The sequence below is a fragment of the Paenibacillus camelliae genome, from assembly GCF_023715345.1.
Lineage (GTDB): Bacteria > Bacillota > Bacilli > Paenibacillales > Paenibacillaceae > Pristimantibacillus > Pristimantibacillus camelliae.
Window position 1 is genome coordinate 1 of sequence record NZ_JAMBNY010000004.1, and the last position, 15,196, is coordinate 15,196.

At 34.3% G+C, this 15,196-nt stretch carries 22 protein-coding genes and 1 pseudogene; all 23 read left to right on the forward strand.

Annotated features, from left to right (window positions below):
* Positions 1-138: 138 nt before the first annotated feature.
* The 23 genes and pseudogenes from M3180_RS23035 (at position 139) to M3180_RS09280 (ending at position 15,178) form a co-directional block, all read left to right on the forward strand.
* The gene (locus M3180_RS23035) at positions 139-492 is read left to right on the forward strand and encodes a DUF3885 domain-containing protein (RefSeq protein ID WP_432806927.1); all 354 of its coding nucleotides are present in this window, start codon (positions 139-141) and stop codon (positions 490-492) included.
* Positions 493-1,157: 665 nt separating this feature from the next.
* On the forward strand, positions 1,158-1,520 hold the full coding sequence (locus M3180_RS09175; RefSeq protein WP_251667096.1) for a hypothetical protein: 363 nt from the start codon (positions 1,158-1,160) through the stop codon (positions 1,518-1,520).
* 222 nt (positions 1,521-1,742) lie between these two features.
* Positions 1,743-2,267, forward strand: a complete 525-nt coding sequence (locus M3180_RS09180) for a hypothetical protein (protein ID WP_251667097.1) — start codon at positions 1,743-1,745, stop codon at positions 2,265-2,267.
* Between the two features lie 176 nt (positions 2,268-2,443).
* Complete coding sequence (locus tag M3180_RS09185; RefSeq protein WP_251667098.1) at positions 2,444-2,938, forward strand: DUF6933 domain-containing protein; 495 nt, start codon at positions 2,444-2,446, stop codon at positions 2,936-2,938.
* 821 nt (positions 2,939-3,759) lie between these two features.
* A complete protein-coding gene (locus tag M3180_RS09190; protein ID WP_251667099.1) occupies positions 3,760-3,933 on the forward strand; it encodes a hypothetical protein in 174 nt (57 codons plus the stop codon).
* Positions 3,934-4,025: 92 nt separating this feature from the next.
* Positions 4,026-4,313, forward strand: coding sequence for a type II toxin-antitoxin system death-on-curing family toxin (locus M3180_RS09195; RefSeq protein WP_251667100.1), 288 nt, complete (start codon positions 4,026-4,028; stop codon positions 4,311-4,313).
* Positions 4,314-4,528: 215 nt separating this feature from the next.
* Positions 4,529-4,807 carry a hypothetical protein gene (locus tag M3180_RS09200; RefSeq protein ID WP_251667101.1) on the forward strand — a complete coding sequence of 93 codons (279 nt, stop codon included), beginning with the start codon at positions 4,529-4,531 and terminating at the stop codon, positions 4,805-4,807.
* 327 nt (positions 4,808-5,134) lie between these two features.
* Positions 5,135-5,281 (forward strand): hypothetical protein, encoded by a 147-nt coding sequence (locus M3180_RS09205; RefSeq protein ID WP_251667102.1) that lies wholly within the window; start codon positions 5,135-5,137, stop codon positions 5,279-5,281.
* 11 nt (positions 5,282-5,292) lie between these two features.
* Positions 5,293-5,754, forward strand: a pseudogene (locus M3180_RS09210) (YgaN family protein); the annotation flags it as partial.
* A gap of 199 nt (positions 5,755-5,953) precedes the next feature.
* Positions 5,954-6,502: a GNAT family N-acetyltransferase gene (locus tag M3180_RS09215; protein WP_251667104.1), complete on the forward strand. Its 549-nt coding sequence runs from the start codon at positions 5,954-5,956 to the stop codon at positions 6,500-6,502.
* Positions 6,503-6,721: 219 nt separating this feature from the next.
* Positions 6,722-7,273: a GNAT family N-acetyltransferase gene (locus M3180_RS09220; protein ID WP_251667105.1), complete on the forward strand. Its 552-nt coding sequence runs from the start codon at positions 6,722-6,724 to the stop codon at positions 7,271-7,273.
* A 231-nt stretch (positions 7,274-7,504) separates the two neighbouring features.
* On the forward strand, positions 7,505-8,002 hold the full coding sequence (locus tag M3180_RS09225; protein WP_251667106.1) for a GNAT family N-acetyltransferase: 498 nt from the start codon (positions 7,505-7,507) through the stop codon (positions 8,000-8,002).
* A 25-nt stretch (positions 8,003-8,027) separates the two neighbouring features.
* The gene (locus M3180_RS09230; protein WP_251667107.1) at positions 8,028-8,684 is read left to right on the forward strand and encodes a 3'-5' exonuclease; all 657 of its coding nucleotides are present in this window, start codon (positions 8,028-8,030) and stop codon (positions 8,682-8,684) included.
* Positions 8,685-8,889: 205 nt separating this feature from the next.
* Positions 8,890-9,396 (forward strand): DUF2569 domain-containing protein, encoded by a 507-nt coding sequence (locus M3180_RS09235; protein WP_251667108.1) that lies wholly within the window; start codon positions 8,890-8,892, stop codon positions 9,394-9,396.
* A 219-nt stretch (positions 9,397-9,615) separates the two neighbouring features.
* Complete coding sequence (locus tag M3180_RS09240; RefSeq protein WP_251667109.1) at positions 9,616-10,071, forward strand: GNAT family N-acetyltransferase; 456 nt, start codon at positions 9,616-9,618, stop codon at positions 10,069-10,071.
* A gap of 261 nt (positions 10,072-10,332) precedes the next feature.
* The gene (locus tag M3180_RS09245) at positions 10,333-11,289 is read left to right on the forward strand and encodes a phosphotransferase (protein ID WP_251667110.1); all 957 of its coding nucleotides are present in this window, start codon (positions 10,333-10,335) and stop codon (positions 11,287-11,289) included.
* 20 nt (positions 11,290-11,309) lie between these two features.
* Positions 11,310-11,825 (forward strand): P-loop NTPase family protein, encoded by a 516-nt coding sequence (locus M3180_RS09250; RefSeq protein WP_251667111.1) that lies wholly within the window; start codon positions 11,310-11,312, stop codon positions 11,823-11,825.
* 203 nt (positions 11,826-12,028) lie between these two features.
* The gene (locus M3180_RS09255) at positions 12,029-12,553 is read left to right on the forward strand and encodes a GNAT family N-acetyltransferase (RefSeq protein ID WP_251667112.1); all 525 of its coding nucleotides are present in this window, start codon (positions 12,029-12,031) and stop codon (positions 12,551-12,553) included.
* Between the two features lie 13 nt (positions 12,554-12,566).
* Entirely contained in the window at positions 12,567-12,992 is a 426-nt protein-coding gene (locus M3180_RS09260; protein WP_251667113.1) for a hypothetical protein, read from the forward strand.
* A gap of 241 nt (positions 12,993-13,233) precedes the next feature.
* Positions 13,234-13,401, forward strand: a complete 168-nt coding sequence (locus M3180_RS09265) for a hypothetical protein (RefSeq protein WP_251667114.1) — start codon at positions 13,234-13,236, stop codon at positions 13,399-13,401.
* 241 nt (positions 13,402-13,642) lie between these two features.
* Entirely contained in the window at positions 13,643-14,152 is a 510-nt protein-coding gene (locus M3180_RS09270) for a hypothetical protein (RefSeq protein WP_251667115.1), read from the forward strand.
* A gap of 143 nt (positions 14,153-14,295) precedes the next feature.
* Positions 14,296-14,490 carry a hypothetical protein gene (locus tag M3180_RS09275; protein WP_251667116.1) on the forward strand — a complete coding sequence of 65 codons (195 nt, stop codon included), beginning with the start codon at positions 14,296-14,298 and terminating at the stop codon, positions 14,488-14,490.
* A 358-nt stretch (positions 14,491-14,848) separates the two neighbouring features.
* Positions 14,849-15,178, forward strand: a complete 330-nt coding sequence (locus tag M3180_RS09280) for a hypothetical protein (RefSeq protein ID WP_251667117.1) — start codon at positions 14,849-14,851, stop codon at positions 15,176-15,178.
* The last annotated feature ends 18 nt before the right edge of the window (positions 15,179-15,196 follow it).

Here is a 15,196-nt window from a genome sequence, read left to right on the forward strand (position 1 = left end):
ACGAAATTAGCAGTAGATCGCATCAATAAACAATTCAACCAACAAGCAGCTTAAGCTTCAAAAATGAGATTTCAGAAATTCTGTTCGTCTGACTTTATTTAGAGAAGTGCATTATGAAATTGATTCAATCGAAAAACAATTGAAGAGGAAAAATTATTTGAGTTAGATGAAGACGAGGATAATGAAGGGAATAAAATAGAAATAAAAAATGAGTATAAAGTCAGTGTATTGGCAGATGAGGTTGCTTCATTACCATATAAAGAAATTCTTGAAGGTATAAGTCATTATGAACAGGGAAGAGAGCCATCAATAGGTCAAAGCGTATATTTTATAAGCAAAGAGAAGGAAATATTATTTCATATGTATGATGATCGTGGATGTATCATTCATTCGAAAGATAAGGAAAAACTAAGAGATCTATATGTTAAATTCAATGAATGGATAGTGAATTATTATAGAGAGTATTTTGACAGTGTATTCAAGGAGGTGTGATCCTTCGTCTAACACCGTATTCACGCTGCGTCGCTATCGCTCCTTGGTCCGGCCAAAGCAGGAAGATGAGATTTCCAAGAAGTGGATTCATTTGCAAGGAAGCAAAGTCAGCCGGACATATCCAACTCCCTAAGATAAGAGCTATCTAAGGGAGTTGGACGTCGTGAATACAAGAACGTTAGACGTAATGCGAAGGTTAAAAACTATATGATGGTTAAAAGCCTTTTCTAAGGAATGTTCCCATACGGGAACTGATTGAGGTTAAAAGCACTTTTCTAAGGAATGTTCTCACACGAGAACAGATTGAAGTTAAGAGCATTTTTCTAAGGAATGTTCTCACACGAGAACAGATTGAAGTTAAGAGCGTTTTTTCTAAGGAATGTTCTCACACGAGAACAGATTGAAGTTAAGGGCGTTTTTATCTAAGGAATGTTCTCACACGAGAACTGATTAAAGTTAAAAGATTTTGCGATAGTAATTCGAAGGAGGCACTCCGTCTAACACAGCATTAGCGCATCGTCGCATGCGCTCCTCGGTCACTGGTGATGCTTTCGGCAGAGAAGATTATTCATGTGACAACCTGCTGTGCGCAGGTTCGTTAATGCAAGAACGTTATATGAAACCAGTGCAATAAAGTCAACACCTCACTAGAAGGGAATTTATGAATGATAATTACCCACTTACTAAATATTTCTTTAGCAGATGGAGAAGTAATTAAGATAGAACCTATGAATGAAAAAGTAAAAATATCGTATAAAACATGGAATGAGAACTTACTCGTAATTGAGTTTATTGGCTATATAAGAATGATTGATAACAGATCTATTGGGAATGATGTTGAACATATACAAGTGGATGACAGTGAAGATTTAAGAACAATAATGATTGAATTTGATTCAATAACTGAGGATGAATTAAATGAAAGTAAGAAATATTCCTTTATAAGTTCCTGGGGAGATTATTCTTTATTAACTATTTATGCAAAGAATATAAAAGTATTAAGTATTGTGGAAGCAGATAATCAATGAAGGAACTGGCATCATATAACACCGCATTAACGCATCGTCGCATGCGCTCCTCGGTCACTGGTGATGCACTTGGCAGAGAAGTTGATTCACGTGACAATCCTGCAAGGCTAAGTCTGCCGACTCGTTGCGCTGCGCTCCACTTAAGCCTTTCGGGTTCGTTAATGCAAGAACGTTGTATGAAAGAGTCGTATACAAATCCGTATTGCATTTCAGAGGAGAGATATGAAAAAAACTCTATTTATAATAGTAGGACTGATTATAGTTGGTTCAATCTTTAATTTGGATTTCTCAAGTAAATACTCGATTGATAATAATATATTTGAAATTGAGAAGGAAATTGAAAAACGATTAGAAGCTGACATCGAAATTAAGATATATCAATTAACTAATAATAAATTTCACTTTGTTTTTGATATGAATGGAGTATTGGGATCTGGAGAACTAAGAAGAGGCTGGAATAACAAATATAAATTTGAATCTGTAGGACATGGGACAAATTCGATAAGAGAAAGAATAATTAAAACCAACAAAGGACAATATTTGAAACTTGCTGGTCGAAACATTGAAAACATCGGAAAAGTCAAAGCTTGTATTGATGATGAGATATATGAAATTGATGTTCCCGATGGAGAGTACTTCTTAGTATTAGAACCAGTTAAGGAAACAGAGCTTGAATTTACAAAAGCAAAGATCATTTTTGATAGAAAAGGAAATGAAATATATAGAATAAACCTACCTGAAGAGTAATTCGATGAGGGCGTGACTCCATCATATAACACAGCATTAGCGCATCATCGCATACGCTCCTCGGTCACTGGTGATGTTTTTGGCAGAGAAGGTGATTCACGTGACAACCTGCTAAGTGCAGGTTCGTTAATGTAAGAACGTTATGCGAAACCAGAACCAGAAAGGAGAGTGACGAAGTGCTCACTCTTAGACTAACAAAAGATCTGTTGAAAGATATGAAGACATTACCGATTGAAGTTGATAATGCTCCTAGATTATTGAGTTGGCATGTGAATATATACAATTTGAATAAACGAAAACACATTGTCTTTGTGAATGATATGACGAAATTATCTATCATTATTAATGGAGTAAGAACCGGTCAGTTAGAGAGATTGAAAGAGAAATTTCTAGATACTCTTAAAGACTACCTACTCAGAGAAGGTGTTAATAAGGCTCACATTATTGAATACTTTGAATTTTGCAGTGAAATCGTTATTTCAAAGACAAATAATCGAAGTGTTTTAGGAACAATGAAAGAAGTTACGTTCTTTGTTGAGGATGATTTTAAGAGTGACTTTGAACGGTTAAAGTGGTTAAACAGATTCATTCATAAACCTATAGACTACCAGGAACCAATTAAACTATTTAAGGAAGTTTTAAAGGATCCTAATAACTATAATACGTTGTAAGTAACTCGAGGTGGCACTGGCATCGCATAACACCGCATTCACGCTGCGGGCCGCTGTCGCGCCCCTTCCTCCGAACATTTTTTTCTATACTTATTTCTCTTATCCATTCATCTCCTAAATATCAGGACAAGAACAGACAAAATATTAAAGAACTTCTTTAATACTTTATTATCAATATTGGTCTTAGTGATTTTTATTAACTCTGTACGAAAATTTATTTTAGAATTTGAAAACTTGATATTTCTTGATGTATTGAAGATTTAATGTTACCCATTGCATTGTCGCTTCTTTTTGTATTTTATATTTATGCTTTTGTAGTAGTGGTATCATATGAAACATTATTAATGGGGATTAAAAGACTTAAGACGATCCAAGATAGTCTTCGACCGAAACTTATATTAAAAGTTTTGATATTTTGCAACATTAATATTGTTAGAATCAAGAATTTTATTCATTGGAGTGGGGTTTTCAAAAATTATATAAACAATGACCAAGATATTAAAAACTTATTTAGAAGGTATAAGGAAACTAAAGAAATCAAGCGTAGTCAAGAAGGTAGCAACTTCAGTTAACACTGCATTAACGCATCGTCGCATGCGCTCCTCGGTCAATGGTGATGCATCTGGCAGAGAAGCTCATTCATGTGACAACCCTGCAAGGCTAAGTCTGTCGCCCCGTTGCGCTACGCTCTACTCAAGCCTTTCGTGTTTGTTAATGCAAGAACGTTATATGAAATAACAGGATTCTAAATTGATTGACCAGAAGTGTATTTTTTATACATGTAGAGTATAATGTAAGTAAATGGATTTGAGGTATTTTGAATGAGACTTGAGGAGAAATTAGTTCAAGATTTTTTAAAACTAACCCACGAAAAACAACTAGAAATAATTGATTTTGTTGAGTTTTTGAATAGAAAGAATGACCAACAGATTGAAAGCTTAATGGACAGCATCATACATGAAAATAAAGAAGCACTTGATGAGTTAGCGAAATAATGAAGACAATGACAATAACTATAGAACAACTTCTACATTTCCATAAAGATTATTAACCAACTAGTGGAAGTGATGGGATTAGAGATCGATGAATGATTGTGAGTGCTATTGGTCGAGCATTTGTGACTTTCGAAGGGCAAGATTTATACCCTGATGTATATAAAAAGATCGCAGTAACAACACACGCTTTAATAAAAAACCACGGATTTGTAGATGGAAACAAGCGAATAGGTATTGCAACCATGATTTTACTACTAAAATTAAATGAAATAAGAATTGAATATACTCAGAAGGAATTAGTTGATTTAGGTACTGGCATAGCAGAAGGTAACTTAACTGAAGTTGATATTGAACTCTGGATTAAAAGACATCAGGTATAAGAGCTTGGTGTCTTTTTGTATTTCAAGGAGTCAGTTACTTCGTCTAACACCATATTCACGCATCGTCGCATACGCTCCGCGGTCACTGGTGATGATTCTGGCTGAGAAGGAGATTCATGTGACAACCTGCTGTGCGCAGGTTCGCTAATGCAAGAACGTTAGCAGAAATCCTCGAGAACATATAATAAATCACTTTTGAGAAAGAGAGGTGCTTTATGGAAAAGATTCACCCACATTATTATTTAGGAGCATTGATTGGTTTGGTTATAGGTTACGTAATATCAAAGATTTATCAAATATGGGCAATTGTATATCGTGAGAGTAATTTTGACCCTCATATGATAGATTCTTTGGAGACTAATTCACCACCACTTTGGATTACAGCAACTGAAAACCCAAACTTGTTTTCATTTTGGGTTACTTTGATATATATCATTGTCGGTGTTATTTGTGTGAGAATATTACATAAAAGAAAAATAGCTAAACATGATTAATCGGTAACATCGAGTGAATGTTTTGATCATCAATACAAAATAAAATAAACGAAAATTAAGTTAGATTAAAAGATCGGATATAAAGGCGAGTTAGTGCAATTATCTCATCAATTCGGGAAAGCTAGGGACTTCTGCTGACACTGTATTCACGCATCGTAGCTCTTTTGGCTGCTCGGTCTGCCCGTTGGAATCCGGAGAAGAGGGTTCAGGCAGACAACTCTGCGAGGCCAAGTCCGCTGGACCCGGTGCCTTAAGCCTCTCGGGTTCGTTAATGCAAGAACGTTAGGTGAAACCACTTGCGAAAGTGAAAACCAGGGGAGATTTGAAATGAAAAAATTTATTGTAGTAGTTTCTATAGTTGTGATTACATGCCTGTTGGTAGGATGTGAGGCAAACGTAAATAATACGATTAATAGTAATGAAAGGATTACTAGCCAAACAAAAACTAATAATCATATAGTTATTGATGCCTAGATGAAGAATACTCGATACTAAAAGCAGCAGGTACAAACAATTCGATGGTTTTTCAAATTAGTTTAGGGAATGTAAATGTACAAAAAATTAACTATTGGATTGATTATTATAGAGATGGGGAATTGTACGAAACAATATTGAATATGGGAAGTCAAGTTCCAGAACTATCTGAATCTAGAGAGTATAGGTTGTACTTAACAACAACTGGAGTACATTCTAGTCAAGAAATATGGACGTTGGCATTAAGAGAAAATGGAAACGTTAGTAGTGGACAATACGAGAATACGATTAACGAATTTGAAAGTACAATGACTCATGCATTAAATGAAATATCAACAGGAATAAATGAAGTTACTGATTTAGGAATGATCATAAGAAATAATGGGAAAGACCATATGGCATCAAGCAATGATATAAAGAGTGTTATTAAAGAAAATCAAGAAGTTTATGTTTTAAGATGCAAGTTTGATTGAGGGAAGGTGCATCGCCTAACACCATATTCACGCATCGGGCATTCGCCCTCGCCGGGAGGTATCCGTCGGACCCGCGCAGTCGCGCTTAAGGCAGTGAGGGTTCGTGAATACAAGAACGTTATAAGAAATGGGGCAATGCGATTGAAACCAATAAAATAACCTCCACAAGAATTGATAATATTTAAGGAGGTAGTGAAGCATGATCAAAGAGACAAATATACAAACAGATAGACTAATTATTAGACCATATCAAGAGAGTGATCTCTTGGAAGCCTTTCACTTGATGCAAGATAAAGAGTTATTCCAATTCTTGCCAATGGATGTTATGCCTTTGGAAGAATACAAGGATCTTTTTAGTTGGTTGATTAGTTGCTATGAAGTTAACTTTACAGCAGATTGGTTTAAGTATTCATTTGTAATCACGGATAAAGACACCGGAAGTCATATTGGATGGTGTGGAGTTGGATGCTTAGATTTTAACCACAATTGTAAAGAAGTGTTTTATCTAATTGGTAAGAATTATTGGGGTCGAGGATATGCGACAGAAGCACTTCAAGGACTAATTGATTATTGTTTTAATAACCTTAGATTGAATAAACTGACTGCAGTAGTAAAGCCAGAAAACATATCGTCTAAGAAAGTACTAGAGAAATTAGGATTTAGTTATGAATATACGGTTTCAGAATTGCCGGAAGAATTTGAATTTTATAACGGGGAATTGTTCTATTCAATAAGTAAGGATACCTAATTTTGTAAGCAAAGCTTCGATGGCCCCCACATCTTATAACACTGCATAAACTCATCATCGCATGCGCTCCTGGTTGAAAGAGGTATTTACAGAGATGCAAGCTCACCAACACAGATGCCCACCTAAGATAAGAGCTATCTAAGGTGGGCATACGTCGTTAATGCAAGAGCGTTATGAAACCGACGATAAAGTTAAAAAACTTGAAAGGATGTTTTAGACATGCCACATCTACTTGGCGACAGAATTGCTCTTAGAGAATATCGGATTTCGGATTTAGATAGTATAAGCCAATGGGTTAATGATCCTGAAATAACTAACACTTTATCTGATGTTTTCTTGTATCCTCATTCAAGGAATGAATCAGAGACTTACTTAAACGTGATAATGGAAGGAAAATCTAGTACCAAAAGTTTTGTCATCGCAGAAAAAGACTCTTTAGAATACATCGGTCAAATAGATCTATTTAACTTTGACTGGAAGAACCGATTTGCTGTAATGGCTATCGTCATAGGGAAAAAAGAATATTTAGGTAAAGGATATGGCAGTGAAGCAATTCGAGTATTACAAAAGTTTGCTTTCGAGGAATTAAATTTAAATAGAATAGAACTTGATGTCTATGATTATAACGCTCGAGCCTATAAATGTTATCTTAAATGTGGATTTAAGGAAGAAGGAAGAATGCGACAAAAACTATTTAAAAATGGCCGATATCGGGATGTCATTAGAATGGCAATATTGAAAGAAGAATTTGAAGAACTGCCTTGTAAGTGAATCGATGAAGTCGTCGGCATCAGATAACAATGTGTTCTCGCATCGGGGCATACGCCCCTTAGTCACGGTAGTTAAGTTCGGAAAAGTAATTGCCGAGACACATCCGCACCGACTAACCGCATCGCTGTCGTTCAATTTATCGTTCGCTTAAGTCGTTGGGACGTCGTGAACACGGAAACGTTATAAGGAATCTTCGTAAAATCATAAAACAATATCTGATAGGAGAATATCATGATAGAAACAAATAGATGTAGATTATTTAAATTACAAGACAGTGACTATGATGAATTGAAAAAACTATATACAAATCATCAAGTTAGAAAGTATCTCGGAGGAGCAACTGATGATGAGATTCTATTAAGGAATAAGTTCGAAGAAATTTTAGGAAACTCGAGCAATACCTATGTTAACTATTGGGTTATCAGATTAATAGCTAATAATGAATTTATGGGTCTCGTGACATTGGATAATTATCATGATGGAAAGAATATTGAAGTATCCTATCAATTTCTACCGGAATGGTGGGGCTCTGGATATGCTACAGAAGTACTTAAAACAATAATTGATTATTCATTTAAGGAATTGGGACTTTTAAGATTAGTGGCTGAAACACAAACAGCAAATATATCGTCTTGTAGACTCTTAGAAAGAGTCGGAATGATATTAGAAAGTAATCTATATAGATTCAATGCGAAACAATCTCTATATAGTATTGAACGTAAAATTTAAGTAATACGAAGAAAGAGGGGAAGCAATGAACGTAATAAATCTATCTGAAAGTGAGTATGTCATTAATGAGTTTTCTCTTGAAGAGATAGGAACAAGAAAATTCTGTGTGTTTGATTTTGAAGCAACTGGACCGGATCAGTTGAATGATTTTATAACGCAAATTGGAGCAGTGATACTTGGTAAAGATGGTTTAATAGTTGAACAATATAAGACTTTCGTACGACCACCAAAACCAATACCTGAACTCATTGAAAAACTAACCGGCATTTTTAACAAGGATGTGGAAAACGCTCGTTCCTTTTCAGATGTTATAGATGAATTCTTTACTTTCTTCAGTGGATGCGTATTAGTAACACAAGCTGGATATGAATATGATCTCCCACTCTTACTCGAAGAGTGTAGAAGAAATAATAAACCACTGGAAGCTCCCCTAGTAATAGATACGAAAGCACTGTTTACATACTTACACCCAGAATATACTGAAATTGTTTCAACTAACTTCTTGATTAATTATTATATGATCGATGATACGGACATTCAAAGGCATGACGCATTGGGGGACAGCATTCTAATATCGCGAATTTTTAACAAGATGATGGATGAATGCTGGGACAAGGGTATTGATCAGATTAGATTCAATAATTTGAAAGTAAAGAAAGTAAGGCTTACACCTTTGGAATAGTAGATTAGAGACGGTAATAACTTCAGCTAACAACGCATTAGCGCATCGTCACACACGCTCCTTGGTCACAGGTGGTGCTCTTGGCAGAGAAGCTGATTCATGTGACAACGCTGCAAGGCTAAGTCTACGACCCGTTTCGCATGCGCTACACTTAAGCCTTTCAGGTTCATGCAAAGCAATTATAAAAGATAGGAAGTGTTACTCGATGGAAACGAAACGTGAAGAAAATATAAATGCTTCAAAGCCACTTGGGATATCAGGTTTTGGAGGCTGGCTTATTCTTGTTCAAATTGGAATTTTTGGGACATTAATTTTAACAGGTATACAATTGTTCATTTACTCAATTCCAACATTGAACTCTGAGACATGGTCTATGTTAACATCAAGAGAATCTGAATTTTATCACGAATTATGGGGGCCATTAATTATATTTGAAGTAATCTATAACACTTTATTAATTGGATTTTGTATTTATGTATTATTCACTTTTTATTCTAAGAAACGTATGCTTCCTAAACTAATGATCATCTTTTACGCTGGAAGCTTATTAATAGGTGTAATTGACTATATTCTAATGCAAATGATCCCTTTAGCTAAGGAATTAGAAGATGGTAGTTCTGTTAGAGATTTATTTCAATCTACTTTGATATGTTTAATTTGGATACCTTATTTTTTGAAATCAGTTAGAGTGAAAAACACGTTTGTAAGATGAATCAGGCATTAATATCGTATAACACTGCATTAATGCATCGGGACATTCGTCCCACGGTCAGCAGAAGCTTTTGGTAGAGAAGTAGATGCTGCTGATAAGCCTGCGAGCCTAAATATATCTATCCGTTCCGCTTTGCTTCACTTAAGGCTCCTGGGTTAATTAATGCAAAGACGTTTTAAGAAATGGCTGATATATCAAAAACCTTTAGGAGAGAAAATAATGAAACTTTGTATTATAGGAATTAGAGATAACCCAAATTATGTTGAACAAGCAATTAAATATTTTACTGACTGTTGGGGAATTGATGAAAGAATTTATCGAGATTGTATTATTCACAGTTTAACAACCCAAAGTAGTCTTCCTCGTTTTTATTTAATGCTTGAAGGTGCTCGAATAATAGGAGGATATGGATTAGTAACGAATGATTTTGTAAGTAGACAAGATTTATTTCCATACTTATGCGCACTATATATTGAAGAAGATATGAGAGGGAAGGAATTAGGATCCGTATTGTTAGAACACGGTAGGAAAGAAACAAAAAAATTAGGGTTTGATAAGTTGTATTTATGCACGGAACACAAGGGATATTATGAAAAGTATGACTGGAAGAAAATCGGTGAAGGCTATCACCCTTGGAATCAAACTAGTCAAATCTATGAAGTAGATACATTCTAGTGTAAGGATACCATAGAAGCCAGCATATCTTATAACAAAGCATTAACACACCGTCGCATGCGCTCCTCGGTCATTGGTGATGCTTTTGGCAGGGAAGCTTATTCATATGACAACCTGTTATGCGCAGGTCCGTGAATGCAACAATGTTATACGACATTCGGAAGAACGGGTGAAAATACCATTTATCAGAAAGAAATATCAATCGGAGTTTAGAGATACCAATCCATTATGTCCTAAAAAATTTTAGGAGGAATCTATAGAATGGCATTAGAGAAAATTGATGTTTCAAAAATTATGGCTAATTACGGATTTCATGAGGTTAATGAATTTCAATTAATTAGTCAGGGATTAAATGATACCTATTTAGTATCAATAAAAAATGATAATCAATTTATTTTAAGGGTTTATCGACCAAAGTGGAGGAATGTTAATGAGATTAATTTCGAGTTAGAACTTTTAATGCATCTTCAAAGAAAAGGTTTTTCTTTATCCACACCAATTTCTAAAAAAGATGGGACCCTAATAAATGAAGTCATAGTAAATGGGATTAACAGAATTGCTGTATTATTTACCTTTGTGCCAGGAGAACCCTTTTTAGTAAATGAAGAGAATAGTTATTTGTTTGGAAGAAAGGTAGCACAATTCCATACGTTAACCGAAGACTTTCAAAGTAAATATGATCGATTTGATATAGATTTAGAGCATTTGATCGATAGACCTCTCATAACCATTAAACCGTTCTTAAAACAACGTCCCTCTGATTGGATATATTTGAAAACTCTTGGAGAGAAACTTAAAGAACAAGTATTAAAATTATCCTTAAATCATTTAGATTGGGGTATTTGTCATGGGGACTTAGGTAATGGAAATGTTCATTTCTACCAAAAGAATTTAACTTTCTTTGATTTTGATTGCTGTGGAGTTGGATGGAGAGGCTACGATATCGCAGTATATAGATGGGATACAAAAAAAAGTGGGGAGCCTAATAGTGAAGAGGATAAAATATGGGAAGCATTTCTTAAAGGATATAAGGAAATAAAACATTTAAGAGCAATAGATTTGAATATTGTCCCTTTGTTTGTTTCAATACGACAACTGTGGTGGATGGGGTTACATATGGGTAATGGTGATGTTTGGGGGTTAGATTGGATAAATGATGATTATTTCGATCGTACAATACAATTTTTAAGGGAATGGGAATCCAATTATTTGGTTTAAATAAACAGGAGAATTTAAATATGTCTAGACTTTTAAGAATCCATATTATAGGTTCAACGGGTAGCGGAAAAACATATCTCGCTCAAGCTTTGTCAGAGAAGTTGAATATAAAATATTATGAACTAGACACAGTAATGTGGAGTAGTAAAGTGGAATTCGCCGGAAAGAATTCTCCAGACGTAAGGGATAAATTATTACATGAAATAATTGATAATGATAGTTGGATTGTAGAGGGAGTTTATTATAAATGGCTTTCCGATAGCTTTTCAAGAGCAGATATAATTTATTACCTGGATACTAATGTTATGATTCGACACATCAGAATCATTATGAGATTTATTAAACAACGAATAGGCGTCGAAAGATCTACATACAAGCAAACATTAGGAGGTCTGATAAAAATGCTCATCTGGAATCATAAATTTAATAATACAAACCGCAAACAAATCTGTAGTTTCTTAGCCCCCTATAAAGTTAAAGTAAAAGTATTAAAAACCAACAGGAAAATTATTAGATCACTAGAAGAAGGCAAGTGACATCACATAATGCATCGTCGTTCAAAGCCTAGGTGTTGACCCTTCGAAGGAAGGAGAATTTATGGAGAGCTGATTCACGTGACAACCCTGCAAGGCTAAGTCTACCGACCCGTTACGCTACGCTTCACTTAAGCCTTTCGGGTCCGTTAATGCAAGAACGATATATGAAATGGAAGCAAATTATAAAAAAAAGGTGATATCTAATGAATATAGAAGTAACAAGAATTCAATTAGACCAAAAGGACAAATTCCTAAATCTATATAATCTTTATCTGTATGATTTATCGCAGTATACAGGTGAAGACCCGCAAGATAACGGTGAATTTGATCCGACCAATACTTATTTATACTTAGAGAGGGAGGAGTTGTATCCCTTCTTTCTTCAGTACGAAGAAAAAGCAATTGGTTTTATATTAATCTGTTCACCTCCGTTTGTACCCGAGGGAATTGATTATACTGTACAAGAGTTATTTTTACTAAAGAAGTATCGAGGCATGAATCTTGCTTCTAAAGGTGTAGCAAAGGTATTAAAACAGTTTGAAGGAAAGTTTAGTATTAGTCAGCTTGAGGCGAATAAGCCAGCAGTTACTTTTTGGAGAAAATACTACCAAAAATACAATCTAAAGATTGTTGAAGAGGAAGAAAATATTGAGATTGAAGGCTTACAAGGAGTACATAAAGTAATAACCCAAACTTTTGAAATTCTGAAATGCAATAAAATCAAATAGATGGAGATATCAAATGATAAAGAGCATATTCGTTTTTTTACTTATAATCACTATGATTTCAGGATTTGTATTGTTATTTCATTACAGGAATGATAAACAAAAAGTTTTTGGGATTTGTTTTTTAACTATTTTCATATGTTTTCTATTATCGATACCCTTGTATATAGGAATGAAGAATTCTATAGAAAATACAATAAAGGAGTCAATAAGTGCTCGAAATGGTGTCATCATATCTATCAATAAGAATGAAAGTGACAATACTCCATTTAAGGACAAAGTTGAAAGATATAACACTATTTGTGAAATTAAATACCAAGTGGGTAAAGAAGTTTTTACAGCATGGTATCGGTCAGTTGATATACCTGTAACAAATATTGAAGAGGACTTAACTAGTACAAGGGGTAGATTTTATAAAGAAGAATGGATTTATAATGATTGATACAAAGATGTATTGTCACTTCAGATAACACCGCATTAGCGCATCGTCGTTAACGCTCCTCTGTCACGGCGATGCAGTTGGCAGGTAACAGATTCACATGCTAAACCAGCAAGGCAAAGTCTGCGACCCGTTACGCTACGCTCCACTTAAGCCCTTCGGCTTCGTGAATCCAAGAAACGTTAGCAGAAATGAGTTCAAAATTAATGAAGATACTAAAGAAGTTAAAAAACAGGAGGTATTTATGAATGTAAATACAAAGGTTTTAAATTATTCTCTTTGGATTTCTTTAATAACAATGCTTATCTTTCCTGGTAGTCCTGAAGGTGTGAAGGGTATAAAATATGATTTTCCAATTTCATTTATAACATATTATCACCAAGATCGTTGGCTTATTAGAGGGTTAATCTAAACATTCTTAATTACTTTATCAATGCACTTATCATTTATACACTTCTTCTCATAATTATTAAGTTATATAGTAAGTTTTCAAAACGTAATGTAAGACAAGATAAAGACGTTGGCTTATAAAAATGAAGAATCATATTTGTGAGAATAGTCGAGAAGGCATTTACTTCTGTTAAACTTAAATAACATAAAAAGAGGTGAGTTACCTGAAGCCTAAGGCAGTCACATCTATAATTTTTCTATTATTGATTGCATTGATTTTTATTAATCTTCAAAAAGTTAAACCAAATGACCACACAACAGTAGAAGAAGCGATGAATTATTCGGGTATTGATTATGATGAGATTTATTACATTATTGAAAACATAGGAAATAATATTATTTTTTACGGAAAAGATGATATATTCTCGGTTGGATTAGTAACAAAAAATAGATCGAAATATCAATGGATATATGGGTTTGGTAGTAAACAATTTAATGAAACCGATCAAATCCTAACAAGAGCTTTTACAAATTTACCTACTAAGGAATCTGCAAACGATGATGAACTTGTATCGTTAACTTTTGGTGTAATGAATGATGAAGATATTGAAGAGTTAAAGATCCAATACAAGGACCAGTTATTAAGAGATGCAACGATTATTCCGACATCAAAAGGTCCAATATGGTTTTGTTTTTCTGATACTCCAGTTAATTATGATCCTGATGTGGTACGTATTTATAAAAATGGAGAAACAAGACCGGGATGGTATTGAAATGATTATATGGATAGGTGAATCGAGGAAAAAGGAGCATCAGCTAACTCAGTTTTCACGCAGCGGCTGAGCGTTGGTCACTTTGATGCTTTTGGCAGCTGACAGAAGATTCAATAGATAAAGAGAAAGGTAATGAAGGGAAGATGAAAGATTATATTTATGTAATTTATGTGCTGGCTCTAGGAGTGGTCTCATTTTTCACAGGAGAGATTGTAACATTCATAATGTTAGGAATTATTTTAATGGCATTAACGAATATGTTGAGGGTTCAAAAAGAAATTTTAAAGAAATTAAGTGATCAAAACAGTAAAGACAAAGAGAAAAGAGAGTCCAATTAAAAGCAAGTTTGAAGTTAAGATGCTCCCAAAAGTTGAAAGGTGAAATATAAATTTTGGAAAAGCATGAAAACATAAAAATCCAAACATGAAGAAAATGATACGAATGGTTTTGAACGTAAATCAGAGAAGGCTAGATAACTACATACAGCTAACACAGTATTAGCGCCACGTCACATTCGCTCCTCGCTTAATAGTGATGTTTTTCGCAGAGAAGCAGATTCACGTGACAACCTGCTATGCGCAGGTTCGATAATACAAGAACGTTAAGTGAAAATACCAGCAAACAGTTTAATTAAGTATGCTTCTCAGGAAGATGTATTACATTCATAAATTAAATTACCTTATTAAGGAACTTGAAATGACGACAATAGTGATTATTATCTTAACGTTTTTGATTTCAATTTATTTAGGTCCTTATGGAGTGTTGATTGTGTTAAGTGTTATTTGTGGTGTGGTTGTAAGTAATTATAAAAGAAATAAAAGAATAGAAACGGATCTTCAGAAAATCAAAGAAAAACTAGGAATTGAAGAAAGAGAAGAAGCTAAGGTATCAAATGAAGAGATCGAAAAGGAATTAGAATCTGAGTTATTAAATGAAGAAGAAAATGATGAGAAAAATAAGCATATCGAGAATGAGTTTGACGAATATACTAAAACAGAAGATAATAAGAAAAATCAAAATGAGTAACGAGTTTATGGATTTTTC

What these genes read in the sequence shown, in the direction of transcription:
- M3180_RS09175 (WP_251667096.1), top strand. Translation starts at nt 1,158, where the DNA reads ATGATAATTACCCACTTACTAAATATTTCTTTAGCAGATGGAGAAGTA.
- M3180_RS09180 (WP_251667097.1), top strand. Translation starts at nt 1,743, where the DNA reads ATGAAAAAAACTCTATTTATAATAGTAGGACTGATTATAGTTGGTTCA.
- M3180_RS09190 (WP_251667099.1), top strand. Translation starts at nt 3,760, where the DNA reads ATGAGACTTGAGGAGAAATTAGTTCAAGATTTTTTAAAACTAACCCAC.
- M3180_RS09195 (WP_251667100.1), top strand. Translation starts at nt 4,026, where the DNA reads ATGATTGTGAGTGCTATTGGTCGAGCATTTGTGACTTTCGAAGGGCAA.
- M3180_RS09200 (WP_251667101.1), top strand. Translation starts at nt 4,529, where the DNA reads ATGGAAAAGATTCACCCACATTATTATTTAGGAGCATTGATTGGTTTG.
- M3180_RS09205 (WP_251667102.1), top strand. Translation starts at nt 5,135, where the DNA reads ATGAAAAAATTTATTGTAGTAGTTTCTATAGTTGTGATTACATGCCTG.
- M3180_RS09215 (WP_251667104.1), top strand. Translation starts at nt 5,954, where the DNA reads ATGATCAAAGAGACAAATATACAAACAGATAGACTAATTATTAGACCA.
- M3180_RS09220 (WP_251667105.1), top strand. Translation starts at nt 6,722, where the DNA reads ATGCCACATCTACTTGGCGACAGAATTGCTCTTAGAGAATATCGGATT.
- M3180_RS09225 (WP_251667106.1), top strand. Translation starts at nt 7,505, where the DNA reads ATGATAGAAACAAATAGATGTAGATTATTTAAATTACAAGACAGTGAC.
- M3180_RS09230 (WP_251667107.1), top strand. Translation starts at nt 8,028, where the DNA reads ATGAACGTAATAAATCTATCTGAAAGTGAGTATGTCATTAATGAGTTT.
- M3180_RS09235 (WP_251667108.1), top strand. Translation starts at nt 8,890, where the DNA reads ATGGAAACGAAACGTGAAGAAAATATAAATGCTTCAAAGCCACTTGGG.
- M3180_RS09240 (WP_251667109.1), top strand. Translation starts at nt 9,616, where the DNA reads ATGAAACTTTGTATTATAGGAATTAGAGATAACCCAAATTATGTTGAA.
- M3180_RS09245 (WP_251667110.1), top strand. Translation starts at nt 10,333, where the DNA reads ATGGCATTAGAGAAAATTGATGTTTCAAAAATTATGGCTAATTACGGA.
- M3180_RS09250 (WP_251667111.1), top strand. Translation starts at nt 11,310, where the DNA reads ATGTCTAGACTTTTAAGAATCCATATTATAGGTTCAACGGGTAGCGGA.
- M3180_RS09255 (WP_251667112.1), top strand. Translation starts at nt 12,029, where the DNA reads ATGAATATAGAAGTAACAAGAATTCAATTAGACCAAAAGGACAAATTC.
- M3180_RS09260 (WP_251667113.1), top strand. Translation starts at nt 12,567, where the DNA reads ATGATAAAGAGCATATTCGTTTTTTTACTTATAATCACTATGATTTCA.
- M3180_RS09265 (WP_251667114.1), top strand. Translation starts at nt 13,234, where the DNA reads ATGAATGTAAATACAAAGGTTTTAAATTATTCTCTTTGGATTTCTTTA.
- M3180_RS09275 (WP_251667116.1), top strand. Translation starts at nt 14,296, where the DNA reads ATGAAAGATTATATTTATGTAATTTATGTGCTGGCTCTAGGAGTGGTC.
- M3180_RS09280 (WP_251667117.1), top strand. Translation starts at nt 14,849, where the DNA reads ATGACGACAATAGTGATTATTATCTTAACGTTTTTGATTTCAATTTAT.